General features: G+C 71.2%; 15 protein-coding genes. 11 read left to right on the top strand and 4 right to left on the bottom strand.

Translation table 11 applies throughout. The features are described from left to right. Window positions 1-43: 43 nt before the first annotated feature. The 7 genes from AOM07_RS12615 to AOM07_RS12645 all read left to right on the top strand — a co-directional run bounded on the left by AOM07_RS12615 (window position 44) and on the right by AOM07_RS12645 (window position 7,334). Window positions 44-1,402 carry an ABC transporter substrate-binding protein gene (locus AOM07_RS12615; protein WP_084830304.1) on the top strand — a complete coding sequence of 453 codons (1,359 nt, stop codon included), beginning with the start codon at window positions 44-46 and terminating at the stop codon, window positions 1,400-1,402. Next, window positions 1,402-2,145 (top strand): ABC transporter ATP-binding protein, encoded by a 744-nt coding sequence (locus tag AOM07_RS12620; RefSeq protein ID WP_062314349.1) that lies wholly within the window; start codon window positions 1,402-1,404, stop codon window positions 2,143-2,145. Before AOM07_RS12615 ends, AOM07_RS12620 begins: the two co-directional genes overlap by 1 nt. Then, a complete protein-coding gene (locus AOM07_RS12625) occupies window positions 2,142-2,858 on the top strand; it encodes an ABC transporter ATP-binding protein (RefSeq protein WP_062314351.1) in 717 nt (238 codons plus the stop codon). The genes AOM07_RS12620 and AOM07_RS12625 overlap by 4 nt, the downstream gene beginning before the upstream one ends. After that, the gene (locus tag AOM07_RS12630; RefSeq protein WP_062314353.1) at window positions 2,852-3,724 is read left to right on the top strand and encodes a branched-chain amino acid ABC transporter permease; all 873 of its coding nucleotides are present in this window, start codon (window positions 2,852-2,854) and stop codon (window positions 3,722-3,724) included. Before AOM07_RS12625 ends, AOM07_RS12630 begins: the two co-directional genes overlap by 7 nt. Further along, the gene (locus tag AOM07_RS12635) at window positions 3,725-4,831 is read left to right on the top strand and encodes a branched-chain amino acid ABC transporter permease (RefSeq protein ID WP_062314355.1); all 1,107 of its coding nucleotides are present in this window, start codon (window positions 3,725-3,727) and stop codon (window positions 4,829-4,831) included. A gap of 2 nt (window positions 4,832-4,833) precedes the next feature. Then, a complete protein-coding gene (locus AOM07_RS12640) occupies window positions 4,834-6,288 on the top strand; it encodes an aldehyde dehydrogenase family protein (RefSeq protein ID WP_062314357.1) in 1,455 nt (484 codons plus the stop codon). A 101-nt stretch (window positions 6,289-6,389) separates the two neighbouring features. Next, window positions 6,390-7,334: an AraC family transcriptional regulator gene (locus AOM07_RS12645; protein ID WP_062314359.1), complete on the top strand. Its 945-nt coding sequence runs from the start codon at window positions 6,390-6,392 to the stop codon at window positions 7,332-7,334. Window positions 7,335-7,367: 33 nt separating this feature from the next. On the opposite strand, the gene AOM07_RS12650 is transcribed toward AOM07_RS12645, so the two are convergent. Both AOM07_RS12650 and AOM07_RS14995 read right to left on the bottom strand, forming a co-directional pair. Beyond that, complete coding sequence (locus tag AOM07_RS12650; protein WP_062314360.1) at window positions 7,368-8,060, bottom strand: DUF4386 domain-containing protein; 693 nt, start codon at window positions 8,058-8,060, stop codon at window positions 7,368-7,370. A gap of 105 nt (window positions 8,061-8,165) precedes the next feature. After that, on the bottom strand, window positions 8,166-8,846 hold the full coding sequence (locus AOM07_RS14995) for a TetR/AcrR family transcriptional regulator C-terminal domain-containing protein (RefSeq protein WP_062314362.1): 681 nt from the start codon (window positions 8,844-8,846) through the stop codon (window positions 8,166-8,168). Between the two features lie 61 nt (window positions 8,847-8,907). On the opposite strand from AOM07_RS14995, the gene AOM07_RS12660 reads away from it, so the two are divergent. Then, window positions 8,908-9,864: a carotenoid biosynthesis protein gene (locus tag AOM07_RS12660; RefSeq protein ID WP_062314365.1), complete on the top strand. Its 957-nt coding sequence runs from the start codon at window positions 8,908-8,910 to the stop codon at window positions 9,862-9,864. A 268-nt stretch (window positions 9,865-10,132) separates the two neighbouring features. Next, a complete protein-coding gene (locus tag AOM07_RS12665; protein WP_084830307.1) occupies window positions 10,133-11,890 on the top strand; it encodes an alpha/beta hydrolase in 1,758 nt (585 codons plus the stop codon). Window positions 11,891-11,958: 68 nt separating this feature from the next. Here the strand turns inward: AOM07_RS12665 and AOM07_RS12670 are convergent, their stop codons facing one another. Together AOM07_RS12670 and AOM07_RS12675 are read right to left on the bottom strand one after the other, a co-directional pair. After that, window positions 11,959-12,183, bottom strand: coding sequence for a hypothetical protein (locus AOM07_RS12670; RefSeq protein ID WP_062314369.1), 225 nt, complete (start codon window positions 12,181-12,183; stop codon window positions 11,959-11,961). A 90-nt stretch (window positions 12,184-12,273) separates the two neighbouring features. Continuing rightward, the gene (locus AOM07_RS12675) at window positions 12,274-12,612 is read right to left on the bottom strand and encodes a DUF4760 domain-containing protein (protein WP_062314371.1); all 339 of its coding nucleotides are present in this window, start codon (window positions 12,610-12,612) and stop codon (window positions 12,274-12,276) included. Window positions 12,613-12,731: 119 nt separating this feature from the next. On the opposite strand from AOM07_RS12675, the gene AOM07_RS12680 reads away from it, so the two are divergent. Continuing rightward, a complete protein-coding gene (locus tag AOM07_RS12680) occupies window positions 12,732-13,013 on the top strand; it encodes a transposase (RefSeq protein WP_082099438.1) in 282 nt (93 codons plus the stop codon). Window positions 13,014-13,048: 35 nt separating this feature from the next. Further along, a partial coding sequence (locus AOM07_RS12685; protein WP_156171938.1) for an IS3 family transposase occupies window positions 13,049-13,414 on the top strand: 366 nt, incomplete at its 3' end.

Consider the following 13,414-nt stretch of genomic DNA (forward strand, 5'->3'; position numbering starts at 1 on the left):
AACCGCCCACGACGAGGTGGGCACCCAGGATTGGACAGTCCCCATGACGCACCTCTCTTCAGGCAATCCGCGGGCGCACCGGATGCGGCGCGTCGCGCCGATCGCGGTCCCGGCGGCGGCGCTGCTGGCGCTCGCCGCGTGCACGCCCGCCGGCACCGACGACGACCCCTCGAGCTCCGCCAGCGCCGGAGCGGGCGGGGGCGCCGGCGGCGAGACCATCACGATCGGATACATCGCTCCGGCGACGGGCACGCTCACCGGCTTCACCGACGGCGACCCCTACATGCTGAGCGTGGTCCGCGAGCAGTTCGCCGACGGCATCACGATCGACGGCACGACCTACGCCGTCGAGATCATCGACCGCGACTCCGGCTCCGACGCCGCGAAGGCGGGCGAGCTCGCGCAGGAGCTCATCACCGAGGAGGGCGTGGACCTGCTCATGGCCACGTCCACCCCCGAGACGGTCAACCCGGTGGTCGCGCAGTGCGAGGCCCACGGGACGCCGTGCCTCACGGCCAACGCGCCGTGGCAGGCGGTCGTGTTCGGCGGCGGCTTCGGACCCGACAAGCCGCTCGAGTGGACCCACCACTTCTTCTTCGGCATCGAGGGCTTCGGCGACGTCGACCCGCTCGCCTGGGACCAGGTCGACACCAACAAGAAGGTCGGCGTGCTGTGGCCCAACGACTCCGACGGCGGCGCCTTCCGCGACCCCGACACCGGCTACACGCCGCTCGTCGAGGCGCACGGCTACACCGTGGTCGACCCGGGCGCATACGAGAACGGCACGGCCGACTTCACGTCGATCATCCAGACCTTCAAGGACGAGGGTGTCGAGATCATCTCCGGCATCCCGATCCCGCCCGACTTCGTGACCTTCTGGACCCAGGCGGCGCAGCAGGGCTTCGAGCCCAAGGTGGCGACGGTGGGCAAGGCGCTGTTCTTCCCGACGACCGTCCCGTCGATCCCCGACGACCTGGGTGAGGGCCTCGCCTTCGCCACCTGGTGGGGGCCCACGTTCCCGTACGAGTCGAGCTTCGACGGCACCACCCCGCAGGAGTGGATCGACGACTTCAGCGCGAGCCCCGAGGGCGAGGGCCTGGTGTGGAACCAGGCGACGCCGCTCAACGGCGCGCTGTTCGAGGTCGCCAAGGTGGGCCTCGAGGCCTCGGGCGATCCGTTCGACAAGGAGGCGCTGGTCGCCGCCTTCGACGACATCAACATGATGACGCTCGGTGGCCAGATCGACTTCACCAGCGGTCCTTTCCCCGGCATCGCCACCATCCCGACGGCCATGGGCCAGTGGGAGAAGACGGACGACGGCGAGTGGGAGTGGGTCGTGGTCGATGCGGGCACGGTGCCGGACCTTCCCGTCGACCGTCCGCTCGAGCTCCTCGAGTGGTGATGTCCCGCACGGCGGGGGCCGGCGAGGCCCTCCTCGAGGTCGACTCGGTCGCGAAGTCGTACGGCGCGCTCGACGTGCTGACGGCCGTCCACCTGTCGGTCCCCGCCGGGCAGGCGCTGGGCATCGTCGGTCCCAACGGGGCCGGCAAGTCCACCCTGCTGAGCGTCATCAACGGCACCGAGCGGGCCTCCGCCGGAACGGTCCGCTTCGCGGGTCGCGACGTCACGGCCGTCGGGGCCGATGCGCGGGCCCGGGCCGGGATGGGGCGCACGTTCCAGATCCCGCGCCCGTTCACCCACCTCACCGTCTTCGAGAACGCGCTCGCGGGCGCGACCGCGGGCGCGGGCCTCCACGGCCGCGCCGCGGACGACCGCGCGCTCGAGGCGCTCGTCCTCGCGGACATGCTCGACGTCGCGAACACCCCCGCGGGCGAGCTGCCCCTGCTCGGGCGCAAGCGGCTCGAGCTGGCCCGGGCGCTCGCGACGGATCCTCAGCTGCTGCTGCTCGACGAGATCGCGGGCGGCCTCACCGAGGCCGAGTGCGACAGCCTCATCGCGACCATCCGTGAGCTGCACGCGCAGGGCATCACCATCATCTGGATCGAGCACGTGGTCCGCGCGCTGCTCGCGGTGGTCGAGCGCCTCGTGTGCCTCGCCTCCGGGGTGATCGTCGCGGACGGCGAGCCCGACGCGGTCATGCGTAGCGACGAGGTCCAGGCCGTCTACCTGGGAGGCGGGCTGTGACGGCGCTGCTCGCGGCCGAGTCCATCTCGGCGGGCTACGGCGACTCGCGCGCGGTGGCGGACCTCTCCTTCGCGCTCGAGCCGGGCGAGGTGCTCGCGCTCGTCGGCGCGAACGGCGCCGGCAAGTCGACGCTGCTGCGCGTGCTCGCCGGCGCGCATCGTCCCTCCGCGGGACGTGTGCTGCTGCACGGCGAGGACGTCACCCACGTCCGGGACTTCGAGCGCAACCGCCTGGGCGTGTGCCTCGTGCCCGAGGGGCGTCGCCTGTTCGCGAGCCTCACCGTGCGGGAGAACCTGGAGGTCGGCGCGGGCTCGCGGCGGGACGGCCGCTGGACCGTGGACACCGTGGTGGATGCGCTGCCGATGCTGGGCGACCTGCTCGGCCGCAACGCGTCGCAGCTGTCCGGCGGCCAGCAGCAGGCCGTCGCGATCGGCCGCGGCCTCATGTCCAACCCCGAGGTGCTGCTGCTCGACGAGGTCTCGCTCGGGCTCGCGCCCATCGTGATCGACGAGCTCTACGCGTCGCTCGCCGCGGTGCGCGGCGGCGGGCTCGGCATCGTGCTGGTCGAGCAGGACCTCGAGCGCACCGTCGCCGTCGCCGACCGCCTCGTGTGCATGCTCGAGGGGCATGCGGTCCTGTCGGGGACGCCCGCCAGCCTCTCGCGCCAGGCGATCACCGACGCCTACTTCGGGCACGAGGTGACCCCATGGTGATCCTCAACGCGCTGGTCCAGGGCGTGCTGCTGGGCGGGCTGTTCGCGATGGCCGCGCTCGGCCTGTCGATCGCCTTCGGCATCCTGCGGGTCGTCAACCTCGCGCACGGCGAGATCATGACCGTCGGCGCGTACCTCGCCGCAGTTGCGCTCTCGACGCTCGGCGTGAACGTGTGGCTGAGCCTCATCGTCGTGGTGCCGCTGCTCGGAGTGGTCGGCTACTGGGTGCAGCGGCTGCTGCTCCAGCGCGCGCTGTCGCTCGGCGAGCTCGCGCCGCTGCTGGTGACCTTCGGGATCGCGATCATCATCCCCAACGCCCTCATCGAGCTCTTCACCACGAACAAGCAGGCGATCCCCACGGGCGACCTCGCGGTCCGCAGCGTGCAGCTCGCGGAGGGGCTGCGCATCGGCGTGCTGCCGCTGCTCACCATGCTCGTCGCGGTGCTGCTCATCGCCGGCACGCAGCTGTTCCTCGCGCGGACCCGATCCGGCCGCTACATGCGTGCGGCCGCGGACGACTCCGAGACGTTGCGGCTCATGGGCGTCGACCATCGCCGGGTCTACGCCTACGCGATGGGGCTCGCGTTCGCGATCGCGGCGCTCGGGGGCGTGTTCTTCGGGATGCGCCAGGGCGGCGTGACGCCCTTCGACGGCCAGCTTCTGGTGCTCTTCGCCTTCGAGGCCGTCATCATCGGCGGGCTCGGCTCGCTGTGGGGCACGCTCGCCGGCGGCATCGTCCTCGGCGTCGCGCAGACGCTCGCCGGCGTGGTGAGCCCCGAGCTGCCGCTGCTCGTGGGCAACCTCGTCTTCCTCGCGGTGCTCGTGCTCCGCCCGACCGGCATCGTCCGCAGCAAGGTGGTGGTGTAGGTGGAACCGCTCGTGCCCGGGCAGGTGCGCGTCGACCGGCTGCGCCGCCGCATGATCATCGTGCAGATCCTCGGTGCCGGCGTGATCGTCGCGCTCGCGATGGCACCGTACGTGTTCGAGCCCGCCGTCACCAGCCAATGGATCAAGCTCTTCTACCTCATCACGCTCGCGACGGCGTGGAACCTGCTCGCCGGCTTCGCGGGCATGGTCTCGGTGGGTCAGCAGGCCTACATCGGGCTCGGGGCGTACGGGGTCTTCGTGTTCAACGACCTCGGGCTCGACCCGTACTCGAGCGCGCTCGTCGCCTCGGTCGCGATCGGGGTGATCGCCTTCGCGCTGTCCTTCGTCGCCTTCCGCCTGCGCGGCGGTTACTTCGCGATCGGGACCTGGGTGATCGCGGAGGCCGTGAGGCAGATCGTCATCCGCTTCGACTCGCTCGGAGCGGGGCGCGGGCGCGGCATCTCGGACTACACCGCGGATCCCGTGCTGCGGAACCTCTTCACCTACTGGCTTGCGCTGGGGATCCTCACCGCGACGCTGATCGGGGCGCTCTTCCTGCTGCGCAGCCGCATGGGGGTGGCGCTCCAGAGCATCCGCGACAACGAGGTCGCGGCGCGTGCGCTCGGTGTCGACGTGAGCCGCGCCAAGCGCATCGTCTTCGTGCTCGCGGCGGTGATGGCGGCGCTCGCGGGCTCGGTGATCTGCCTCCAGCAGATCGGCGTGCAGTCGCCGTCGCAGATGTTCTCCGTGAGCTTCTCCGCGTTCATGATCTTCATGGTCCTCATCGGCGGCATCGGCACCCTCGAGGGGCCCATCCTCGGCGCGGTCATCTACTACGTCATGGACCTCTACTTCAGCCAGATGGGGCTCTGGTACCTCGTGGTGCTCGGCGTGCTCGCGATCGCGGTCACGCTGTTCCTTCCCCAGGGCATCTGGGGTGCGCTGCGGGCACGCTTCGACATCACGCTCTTCCCGGTGGGGCACCGCGTCGTCGCGGTGCCGGGACCGCGCTCCTCCTCCCCGGCCGGGGCGCGTCCGTCGCAGCCGGCCCCCCGCACCGACCCGCAGACCGACACCACGGCCGCCTCGGCCAGGACGGAAGGATGACCATGGGATTCTTCGAGCAGTCGACCTGGGAGGGCCGTACCTACCTGGGCGGATGGACCGAGCTCGGCGCCACGACCGATGCGGTGTCGCCGTCGACCGGCGAGCGTCTCGCGTCCTACGCGGTCGGCACCTCGGCGGACATCGAGACCGCGACCGACCTCGCGGTGAGCGCGCAGCGCACGTGGGCGGCCACCTCGGCCGAGGAGCGCGCGGCGGTGATGCGCCGCGCCGCGGCCATCCTCGAGTCCCACGCGCCGGTGCTCGAGCGCTGGCTCCAGGACGAGGTCGGGTCCGCTCCCGGCAAGGCCGCCTTCGAGGTGGGCCTGGTCCTGTCGGAGCTGCACCTCGCGTCCGCGACGGCGCTGGTCCCGTACGGCCAGCTGCTGCGCAGCGGACGCCCGCGCCTGAGCCTCGCGCGGCGCGTGCCGGTCGGCGTCGTGGGCGTGATCTCCCCGTTCAACTTCCCGGCGATCCTGTCGATGCGCTCCGTCGCGCCCGCGCTCGCGCTGGGCAACGCGGTGGTGCTCAAGCCGGATCCCCGCACCACGATCGCGGGCGGGCTGCTGCTGGCCGCCGTGCTCGAGGAGGCGGGCCTGCCGGTGGGCGTGCTCAACGTGGTGCCCGGCGGCGCGGACGTGGGGGCGGCGCTCGTCGACGAGCCGCGGATCCCCGTGATCTCCTTCACGGGGTCCACCCCGGCCGGCCGCGCGATCGCGGCGCGCGGCGGGCAGCTGCTCAAGCGCGTCCACCTCGAGCTGGGAGGCAACAACGCGCTCGCGGTGCTCGAGGACGCCGACGTGGAGGCCGCCGCCTCGGCCGGCGCGTGGGGGTCCTTCCTCAACCAGGGCCAGATCTGCATGACCACGGGCCGCCACCTCGTCCACGAGAGCCTGTACGACCGCTACGTCGAGCTGCTCACGGAGAAGGCGGCCAGGATCCCCGCCGGACCGCCGTCCACGGGCGCCCCGCTGGGCCCGATCATCGACGCCGTGCAGCGCGACAAGGTCCACTCGGTCGTGACGCGCAGCGTCGATGCGGGCGCCCGGCTCACCGTGGGCGGCACGTACGAGGCGCTCTTCTACCAGCCGACGGTCCTCGCCGACGTGGTGCCCGGCCACGCGTCCTTCGACGAGGAGATCTTCGGCCCCGTCGCCTCGATCTCCACCTTCTCGACCACCGACGAGCTCGTGCGTCTCGTCAACTCCTCGGAGTACGGGCTGTCGCTCGGGCTGCTCACGGGCGACGCGTACGCCGCCTTCGAGCTCGCGGAGCGCATGTCGAGCGGCATCGTCCACATCAACGACCAGACGGTGGACGACGAGGCGCAGGCGCCCTTCGGCGGCGTCGGGGCCTCGGGCACGGGGGCCCGCTTCGGCGGGCATGAGGCGAACATCGAGGCGTTCACCGACACGCAGTGGGTGACGATGCAGGGGCGGATCGCCACCTACCCGTTCTGACCCCTCCCGGCCGGGCGGCACCTTCATAACATTGTGGACAAGATTGTTGACACTGCGGGAGCGCCGACCTACGTTTCGAGAATCAGCGCAAGGAGGCGGTGATGGTGGTTCTCGCGGCAGCGAGCGCGGACGCGTGGCAGGACGTCGTCAGCCGCTGCTTCATCCCCATCAACTGCGGCGCGTTCGAGCCCGGCTTCAGCGGCCGCATGGACCAGCTCGAGCTCGACGACAGCATCTCGATCTCGGCCGTGGCCACCGACGGGCACACCGTCGACCGGTCCGAGCGGCTCGCCGCCCGGGCCGAGGGCGACGCGCTCCACCTGTCGCTCCAGGTCGCGTCGCGGGGGACGGTGCGCCAGGGCCGCCGGATGGTGTCGGTGCGGCCGGGCACCGCGTCGATGTACGCGACCGATGCGCCGTACTACCTCGACTACTCCGAGCCGGGCCAGCGCCAGCTCATCGTGCAGGTCTCGCGGGCCGCGCTCGACGCCCCGCGCACGGCCATGTCCGAGGGCCTGAGCCACCTCACCGTGCCGGCGAGCGACGCGACGCGGGTGTTCTTCACCTACGCGCTCGACCTGCATCGGCAGGGCGCCGCGGGCGGGCCGAGCGCCTCCGACGCTGCCGAGGTGACCAAGGACCTCGCCGCGACCATGATCAGGGCCTCCGCCGAGGGCGCCCGGGTGCTGCCCCGCACGCGCGGCGGCCTGCTCCGCGCGATCGAGGACTTCGTGTCCGTGAACCTGCCCCGCGTCCACGTCGACGACATCGCGGCCGAGTTCTTCATCTCGCGCCGCACGGTCTACCACGTGTTCGAGGAGGTGGGCACGACGCCCAGCGACTACCTCCGACGGCATCGCCTCGAGCTCGCCGCGAGCCGGCTCACGGACCCGGAGCACGCGCACCGGTCCATCGGCGAGATCGCGGCGGGCGCGGGCTTCGACGATGCGACCACGTTCACGCGTGCGTTCCGGCGCCAGCATGGGATGACGCCGCGCGAGTGGCGCGCGGGCGCGGGGCGAGGCGGGCTCAGCGCCGCCTCGTAGCGCCGCGGGCGGCGGGCGGGTCACGTGAGGGGGTCAGCCCGTCGTCCGGTGCGCGAACCCCCGCACGATCAGCCACACCGCGAGCACCATCTCCTGGAGCGCGAGCGGCATCTGCAGCCCCACCGCGGTGCTGGACATCACGTCGAGGACCTCGAGCAGCCCCAGGATCGCGACGGCCGCGTAGGGCACGAGCGCGAGCAGCCCCCAGCCGGACAGCCATCGCGGGACCAGGCGCGCGCGGTACAGCGCCCAGTAGAACATCGCGGCGCCGGTGACGAACACGAGGCTCTGGAGCATGCCGCCCGTCTCGCCCGCCTCGAACAGCATGCCGCCCGCGTCCCCGGACGATGCGGCGCCGTCCGCCGCCATCCGGAACAGGGTGAGCCACGTCATGGCGGTGACGATGTACCAGGTGGTCTCGAGGGCGCCGCGGAAGACGAGGAAGCCCGCCGCGAGCCGCTCGCTGACGCGCCTCAGCACCGGGAAGGCCACGATCGGGATGAACGCGAGCGACAGCCCCATGAGCAGGACGAGCAGCGCGCCGACGGCGAGCCCGCTCCCGAGCTCGTCCGCGCTCGCGAGGTAGTCGGGCCCCTCCAGGCCGCCGCCGGTCGCGGCGACGCTGGCGACCCCGGCCGCCGTGCCGAGGATGTAGAGGACGCCGACCGCCGTCGCCGTCGCGCGGTCGGACAGGCCCTTCGATGGAACGTCTGCGTGCGTGGTCATCGCGCTCTCCCTTGCGGTCGCGCGGCGCGCCCGGCCGGGTCCGACGGACGCCGTGTCGTTCCTTCCATCATCGCGCCGCCGCGCGGCGAGCGCGCGCGGGGCGGATCAGCCGGCGGCGGGGTGCTGGGCCTCGAGGCCCGCGACGACGAGGTCGAGAGCGAAGCGCAGCTGCTCCTGCTGCGACCAGGACTCGCCGAAGACGCGCACGAACGTCGGGAACCGGTCGGCCGCGCCGGCGCTCACGGCGCCGAGGTCCCGCTCGAGCGGGCGCTCGCCCGCCCCGGCCGCCTCGAGCGTGTAGCGCGCCGCGGCGTAGACGACCTCCGCGAGCATCGCGAGCGTGCGTCCGGCCACCGCATCGGCGAAGCCGGCGCGGGTGAGCGCGGTGAGGAGCTGCTCGGACGGACCCAGGAAGCCCGTGCGCGGCGCGCGCGTGATCGCGAGGGCGGGCGGTCCGCACTCGACCAGGGCGGCGAGCATGCCCTCCGATGCCGCGACGATGGCCGCCCGCCAGTCGTCGACGGGCACCTCGAGCGTCGCGAGCCGCTCCGACAGCTCGCTCTCCACCACCAGGCCGAGCAGGTCCTCGCGGCTGCCGACGTGGTACGCGACCGCGTTGCGCGCGACGCCCAGGGCATCCGCCACCGAGGTGAGCGTGAGCGCCTCGTGGTCGATCCCCCGCGCCGCGGCGACGATGCGCTCGCGGCTGAGCTTGGGCGGCCGTCCGGTGCGGGCGCGTGCGCGCGCCGCACCCGGGCCCTCGGTCACGGGATCGCTGGCGTTCACGCCGCTATGCTACCTTTTTGCCGCCCGACAAAAACTACTACCGGTCCGCGAAGGAATGCTCATGATCTTCGGCACCCCCGTCTCCTGGTTCCTCTTCGAGGTCCTCTCGGTCGTCGTCTTCGTCGCCACGCTCATCCATGCGACACGGCGCCCCGACGCGACCCGTCACGTGCTCACGGTGCTGGGCTTCGTCATCTTCGCGGCCACGTTCGAGAACATCGGCGTCTGGCAGCACATCTACGACTACTCGACCGACCGGATCATGATGATTGGGAACGTGCCGCTGAGCATCCTCTTCGTCGAGGCGGTAGGTGTGTACTGCGCGCTGTGGGTCGCCGAGCATCTGCGGCTGCCCTGGTGGGTCGCACCGTTCCTCGCCGGGCTGTGGGGCTCGATCCAGGACATGACCGTCGACCCCTCGAACGTCTTCGACCTGCACACCATCGACGGCGTCGCCTCGGGCCAGTGGAACTGGACCATGTCCTACGACGGCGGCTTCTTCGGGATCCCGGTGTTCAACTTCTCCGGCTGGTTCACGATGATCCTGTACTACTGCTTCGCGGTCGCGCTGATCCAGCGCCTGGCGGAGCGCAAGGACATCGGCTGGCTCCGTACCGGAGGACCTCTGGTCGCGATCGTCCCCTCGCTCATCGTGCTCGTGTCGCCCATCAACCTCTTCCTGCTCTACGCGTGGCCGCTCGGCGGCCAGGGGGTGCTGGCGGCGGAGTGGATCATGCTCGTCGTCAACCTCTCCGTCGCGGCGTTCCTGGTGCTGCGGTACGCGAAGCTCGACCGCCCGCTCGACCTTCGCCGCGACTGGATCGTCTTCGCGGTGCCGGTGGTCCTGCACCTGTGGGACATCGGGCTGGCCTTCGCGGCGCAGATCGAGATCGCCTACGTGCCCAGCGTCCTCTTCACGGCCATCCACGTGGCGGCGCTCGCGGTCGTCGTCCGCGCGGGTCTCCGCGCGAGGGCACGCCTCGAGGTGCCCGAGGCGGAGAAGCTGCTCGTCGTCTAGCAGCGGCGACGATGCGCGGCGTGGGGTGGCGTCGTGAGTCCGGCCCGGCGCCGGCCGCTCGCGATGCCACCTCTCCATGGCCACGCGGAGGGCGCCGTGGTTCGTGTGACGGCTCATATCGCCGCTCCCGCAATGGTCGCGGGAACAGAAAGCGCCTGGTATTCGCGTTGTGCGAGGTAGGTGTGCGATCGGGGCCGCGCCCGTTGACATCCCCGCACGACGGTGCCGAGACTCGTGCCAACTGGCGTCGTCCGTAGGGGGGCTCCTGATGAGCAAGCCAGTGTTCCGCACCGTCGCGGCCCTCGCCGCGCTGCTGGTCTCGACCCTCGCCGTGGGAATCCCCGCGGCGTCCGGCGCTCCGCCGGGTGAGGCGCCCAAGATCTCCTGGTCGCCCTGCTACAAGAAGCTCGCGACGGAGATCAACGTCGATATGGCGTTGCTCGGTCAGCCCGAGGTGTCGTACGAGTGCGCGACCGTGCCGGTGCCGTTGGACTACGACCGGCCGAACGGGCCCACCATCCAGCTGTCGCTCGTACGGCTCCCCGCCTCGGGACCCGAGGCGGAGCGGATCGGCTCCCTGTTCGTGAACCCGGGCGGCCCCGGCGGCTCCGGGGTCGACTTCGCGGTCTTCTTCGGCCCGTTCGCGGGGCTCGAGCTGGACCCCGGCGTCCGCGCGGGCTTCGACATCATCGGCATGGATCCGCGCGGCGTGGGCCGCAGCAGCGCGCTCAAGTGCTTCGGCAACGTCGGTCAGGCCGTGGAGGTGTTCCCGTGGGCCGCCTATCCGATCAGCGAGGACGAGGTCGCGGCGCAGATCGCCGGCGACGCGTTGCTCGCCGAGGCCTGCGCGAGCGGCACCAAGCGGCCGAGCGAGCATATGTCCACCGCGAACGTCGCGCGTGACCTGGACCTTCTGCGCGAGGCGGTCGGCGACGCGGGCCTGAACTACCTCGGCCTCTCCTACGGGTCGTTCCTGGGCACCGTCTACGCGAACCTCTTCCCCGACAACGTCCGGGCGATGGTCATCGACGGTGTGTTGGACCCGGAGGCGTGGACCAACGAGGAGGCGGAGATCCCGTTCTCGACCGGGCTGCGCTCGGACCTGGGCGCCGGCGCCGCGCTGCAGAAGTTCTTCGAGCTGTGCGATGCGACCCCGGGCGACGGCGGCGACGGCAGCTGCCTGATCTCCGACGGCACGTCGGGCGACGCCGCGGCACGCTTCGAGGAGATCATCGAGCGCCTCGAGGACTCTCCGCTCGAGGTGTTCGACCCGTTCGTCGGCGAGACCTTCGTGCTGGCTAAGCAGGACGTCATCGCGATCACGCTGAGCATCCTCTACAACCCGTTCGACTACTACTTCCTGGGCGAGCTGCTCTCGCTCGTCGAGGCCGGCGCGCCGCCGGGCGACATGGGTGCCTTCCTCCGTGAGCTCGAGACGGAGACGGCGCTCGTCAGCAAGCGTGGCTTCCCGCAGTACGACAACTTCGTGGAAGCGTTCCCCGCGGTGGGCTGCAGCGACACCCGCAACCCGACGGACTACGCGGTGTGGCAGGACACCGGGATCGCCGATCCCGATCCGTACTTCGCGAAGATCTGGGACTGGGCCTCGAGCCCGTGCGCCCAGTGGCCGCGTGAGGACGACGACCGCTACGACGGCGCGGACGGCTTCGGCGCGACCACGCCCAGCCAGGTGCTGGTCATCGGCAACCTCTACGACCCTGCGACCCGCTACGAGGGCGCTGTCGCGGTGTCCGAGCTGCTCGGCAACACGCATCTGCTGACGGTCGACGACCCCGGGCACACCTCTCTCGGCACCAGCTTCTTCTGCGCCGGGCCGGCCACCGGCGGCTACCTCATCGATCCCGACGAGGCGCTGCCGGACTTCTGCCCGGGGCTGGAGGACGCGGTGGGGTTGAACTGGATCGACTTCGGGGCGCCACCGCCCGACGGTGACGAGCCGACCGGCCTGCGGGTGGCGGATCAGCTGCGCCACCGGCTGCTCCCGGAGATCTCGTACATGCCGTAGCCGCCGCCGTCGGGCGGGCAGGTGAGGCAGGGCATCGAGGGCGCGCGGGCGTGGCGCCCGCGCGACGATCAGTCCCGGTCGTCGCGACCCGAGCCGCGCCACACCCGCACCGCCACGGCGAGGCCGGAGAGGACGATCAGCCCGGCGATCGCGATGAAGACGAGGTAGCGGGGCTCGGTGACCTCGCGCACGTAGGGCTGGCGGTCCGACCACGCGAGGGACAGGCGCACGAAGACGAGCGCGAGCAGCACGCCGCCGATCCCGACCGCGACCGCCCACCCACGTCTCCGCACGGCCCCATCATGGTCCACCGGGATCACGCTCGGATTCTTCCTGGCCGCCACGGGCGTCGGATAGGCGCCGCGCTCTCTCCGCGTCAGGCGTCAGCCGAGCTCGCCCTTGGCCAGGGCCTCGAAGTTCTCCCACAGCGCCGGGACCCCGTACTCCTCGCGCTGGCGCAGCGCCGCAGGGGCGACGCGGCTCCACATGAGTCCCACGGCCCACAGGTCGTAGACGAGGCCCGCGTCGAGCACACCCTGCTTGACGTAGGTGCCGACCGTCTCGCCCATCATGAGCATCACGAACACGGGCTTGTCCAGCACGCTGGCGGAGTCCGCGTCGAAGTCGGGGGACATCAGCGCCATCGAGGCCTCCATCCCTCCGGCCGACGTATGCCACTGGAGCAGCTGGGTCATCAGGGACGCGTCTTCCTTGGTCGACATGGGGACCTCCGCATCGTTGCTGGTGGACGCCGAGCTTCCTCACTGTCCTGCCCCCCGTTTTTTGGTCCGTTTCTTCTGTGAGTCTTGTCCAATGGTGAGAGTGCTTGTGGAGGTGTGAGGTGGCGGCTGCGAAGCGGTACACGACGGAGCAGATCGTGGCGAAGCTGCGGGAGATGGAGAAGCTTCAGGCGCAGGGGATGTCGATTCCGGCGGCGTGCAAGCGGTTGGGGATCTCGGATCAGACGTTCTATCGGTGGCGACTCAAGTACGGGGCGCTGAAGGAGGACGAGGCGCAGCGGTTGAAGGCTCTGGAGGCCGAGAATGCCCGTTTGAAGCGCATCGTGGCGGAGCAGGCTCTGGACATCAGCATGTTGAAGGACTTGACCCGGGGAAATTGGTGAGCCCGGCTCGCCGCCGGGCTGCCGTGGCGCGGCTGGTGCGCCGTTTCAAGGTGTCGGAGCGGCGTGCCTGCTTGGTGGTGGGGCAGCATCGCTCGAGCCAGCGGTACGTGCCGGTGGCGTCGGACTTCGAGGCGCGCCTGGTGGCCGCGATGCGCGTGATCGCCGACGCTCATCCGCGGTGGGGGTATCGGCGGGTCCATGCGGGGCTGGTCGCGGATGGCTGGCAGGTCAACGTCAAACGGGTCGAGCGGTTGTGGCGGGCGGAGGGGTTGCAGGTGCCCTCGCGGCGTAAAGGTGCTGGTCAGAAGGCGTTGGGTTCGGATGAGCATGCCTTGTGGGCGTTGCCAGCGCTGCGGGCGGGGCATGTGTGGTCGTACGACTTCATGTCCGTGCGTACCGAG

The organism is Demequina rhizosphaerae (genome assembly GCF_000971255.1).
Taxonomy (GTDB): Bacteria; Actinomycetota; Actinomycetes; order Actinomycetales; family Demequinaceae; genus Demequina; species Demequina rhizosphaerae.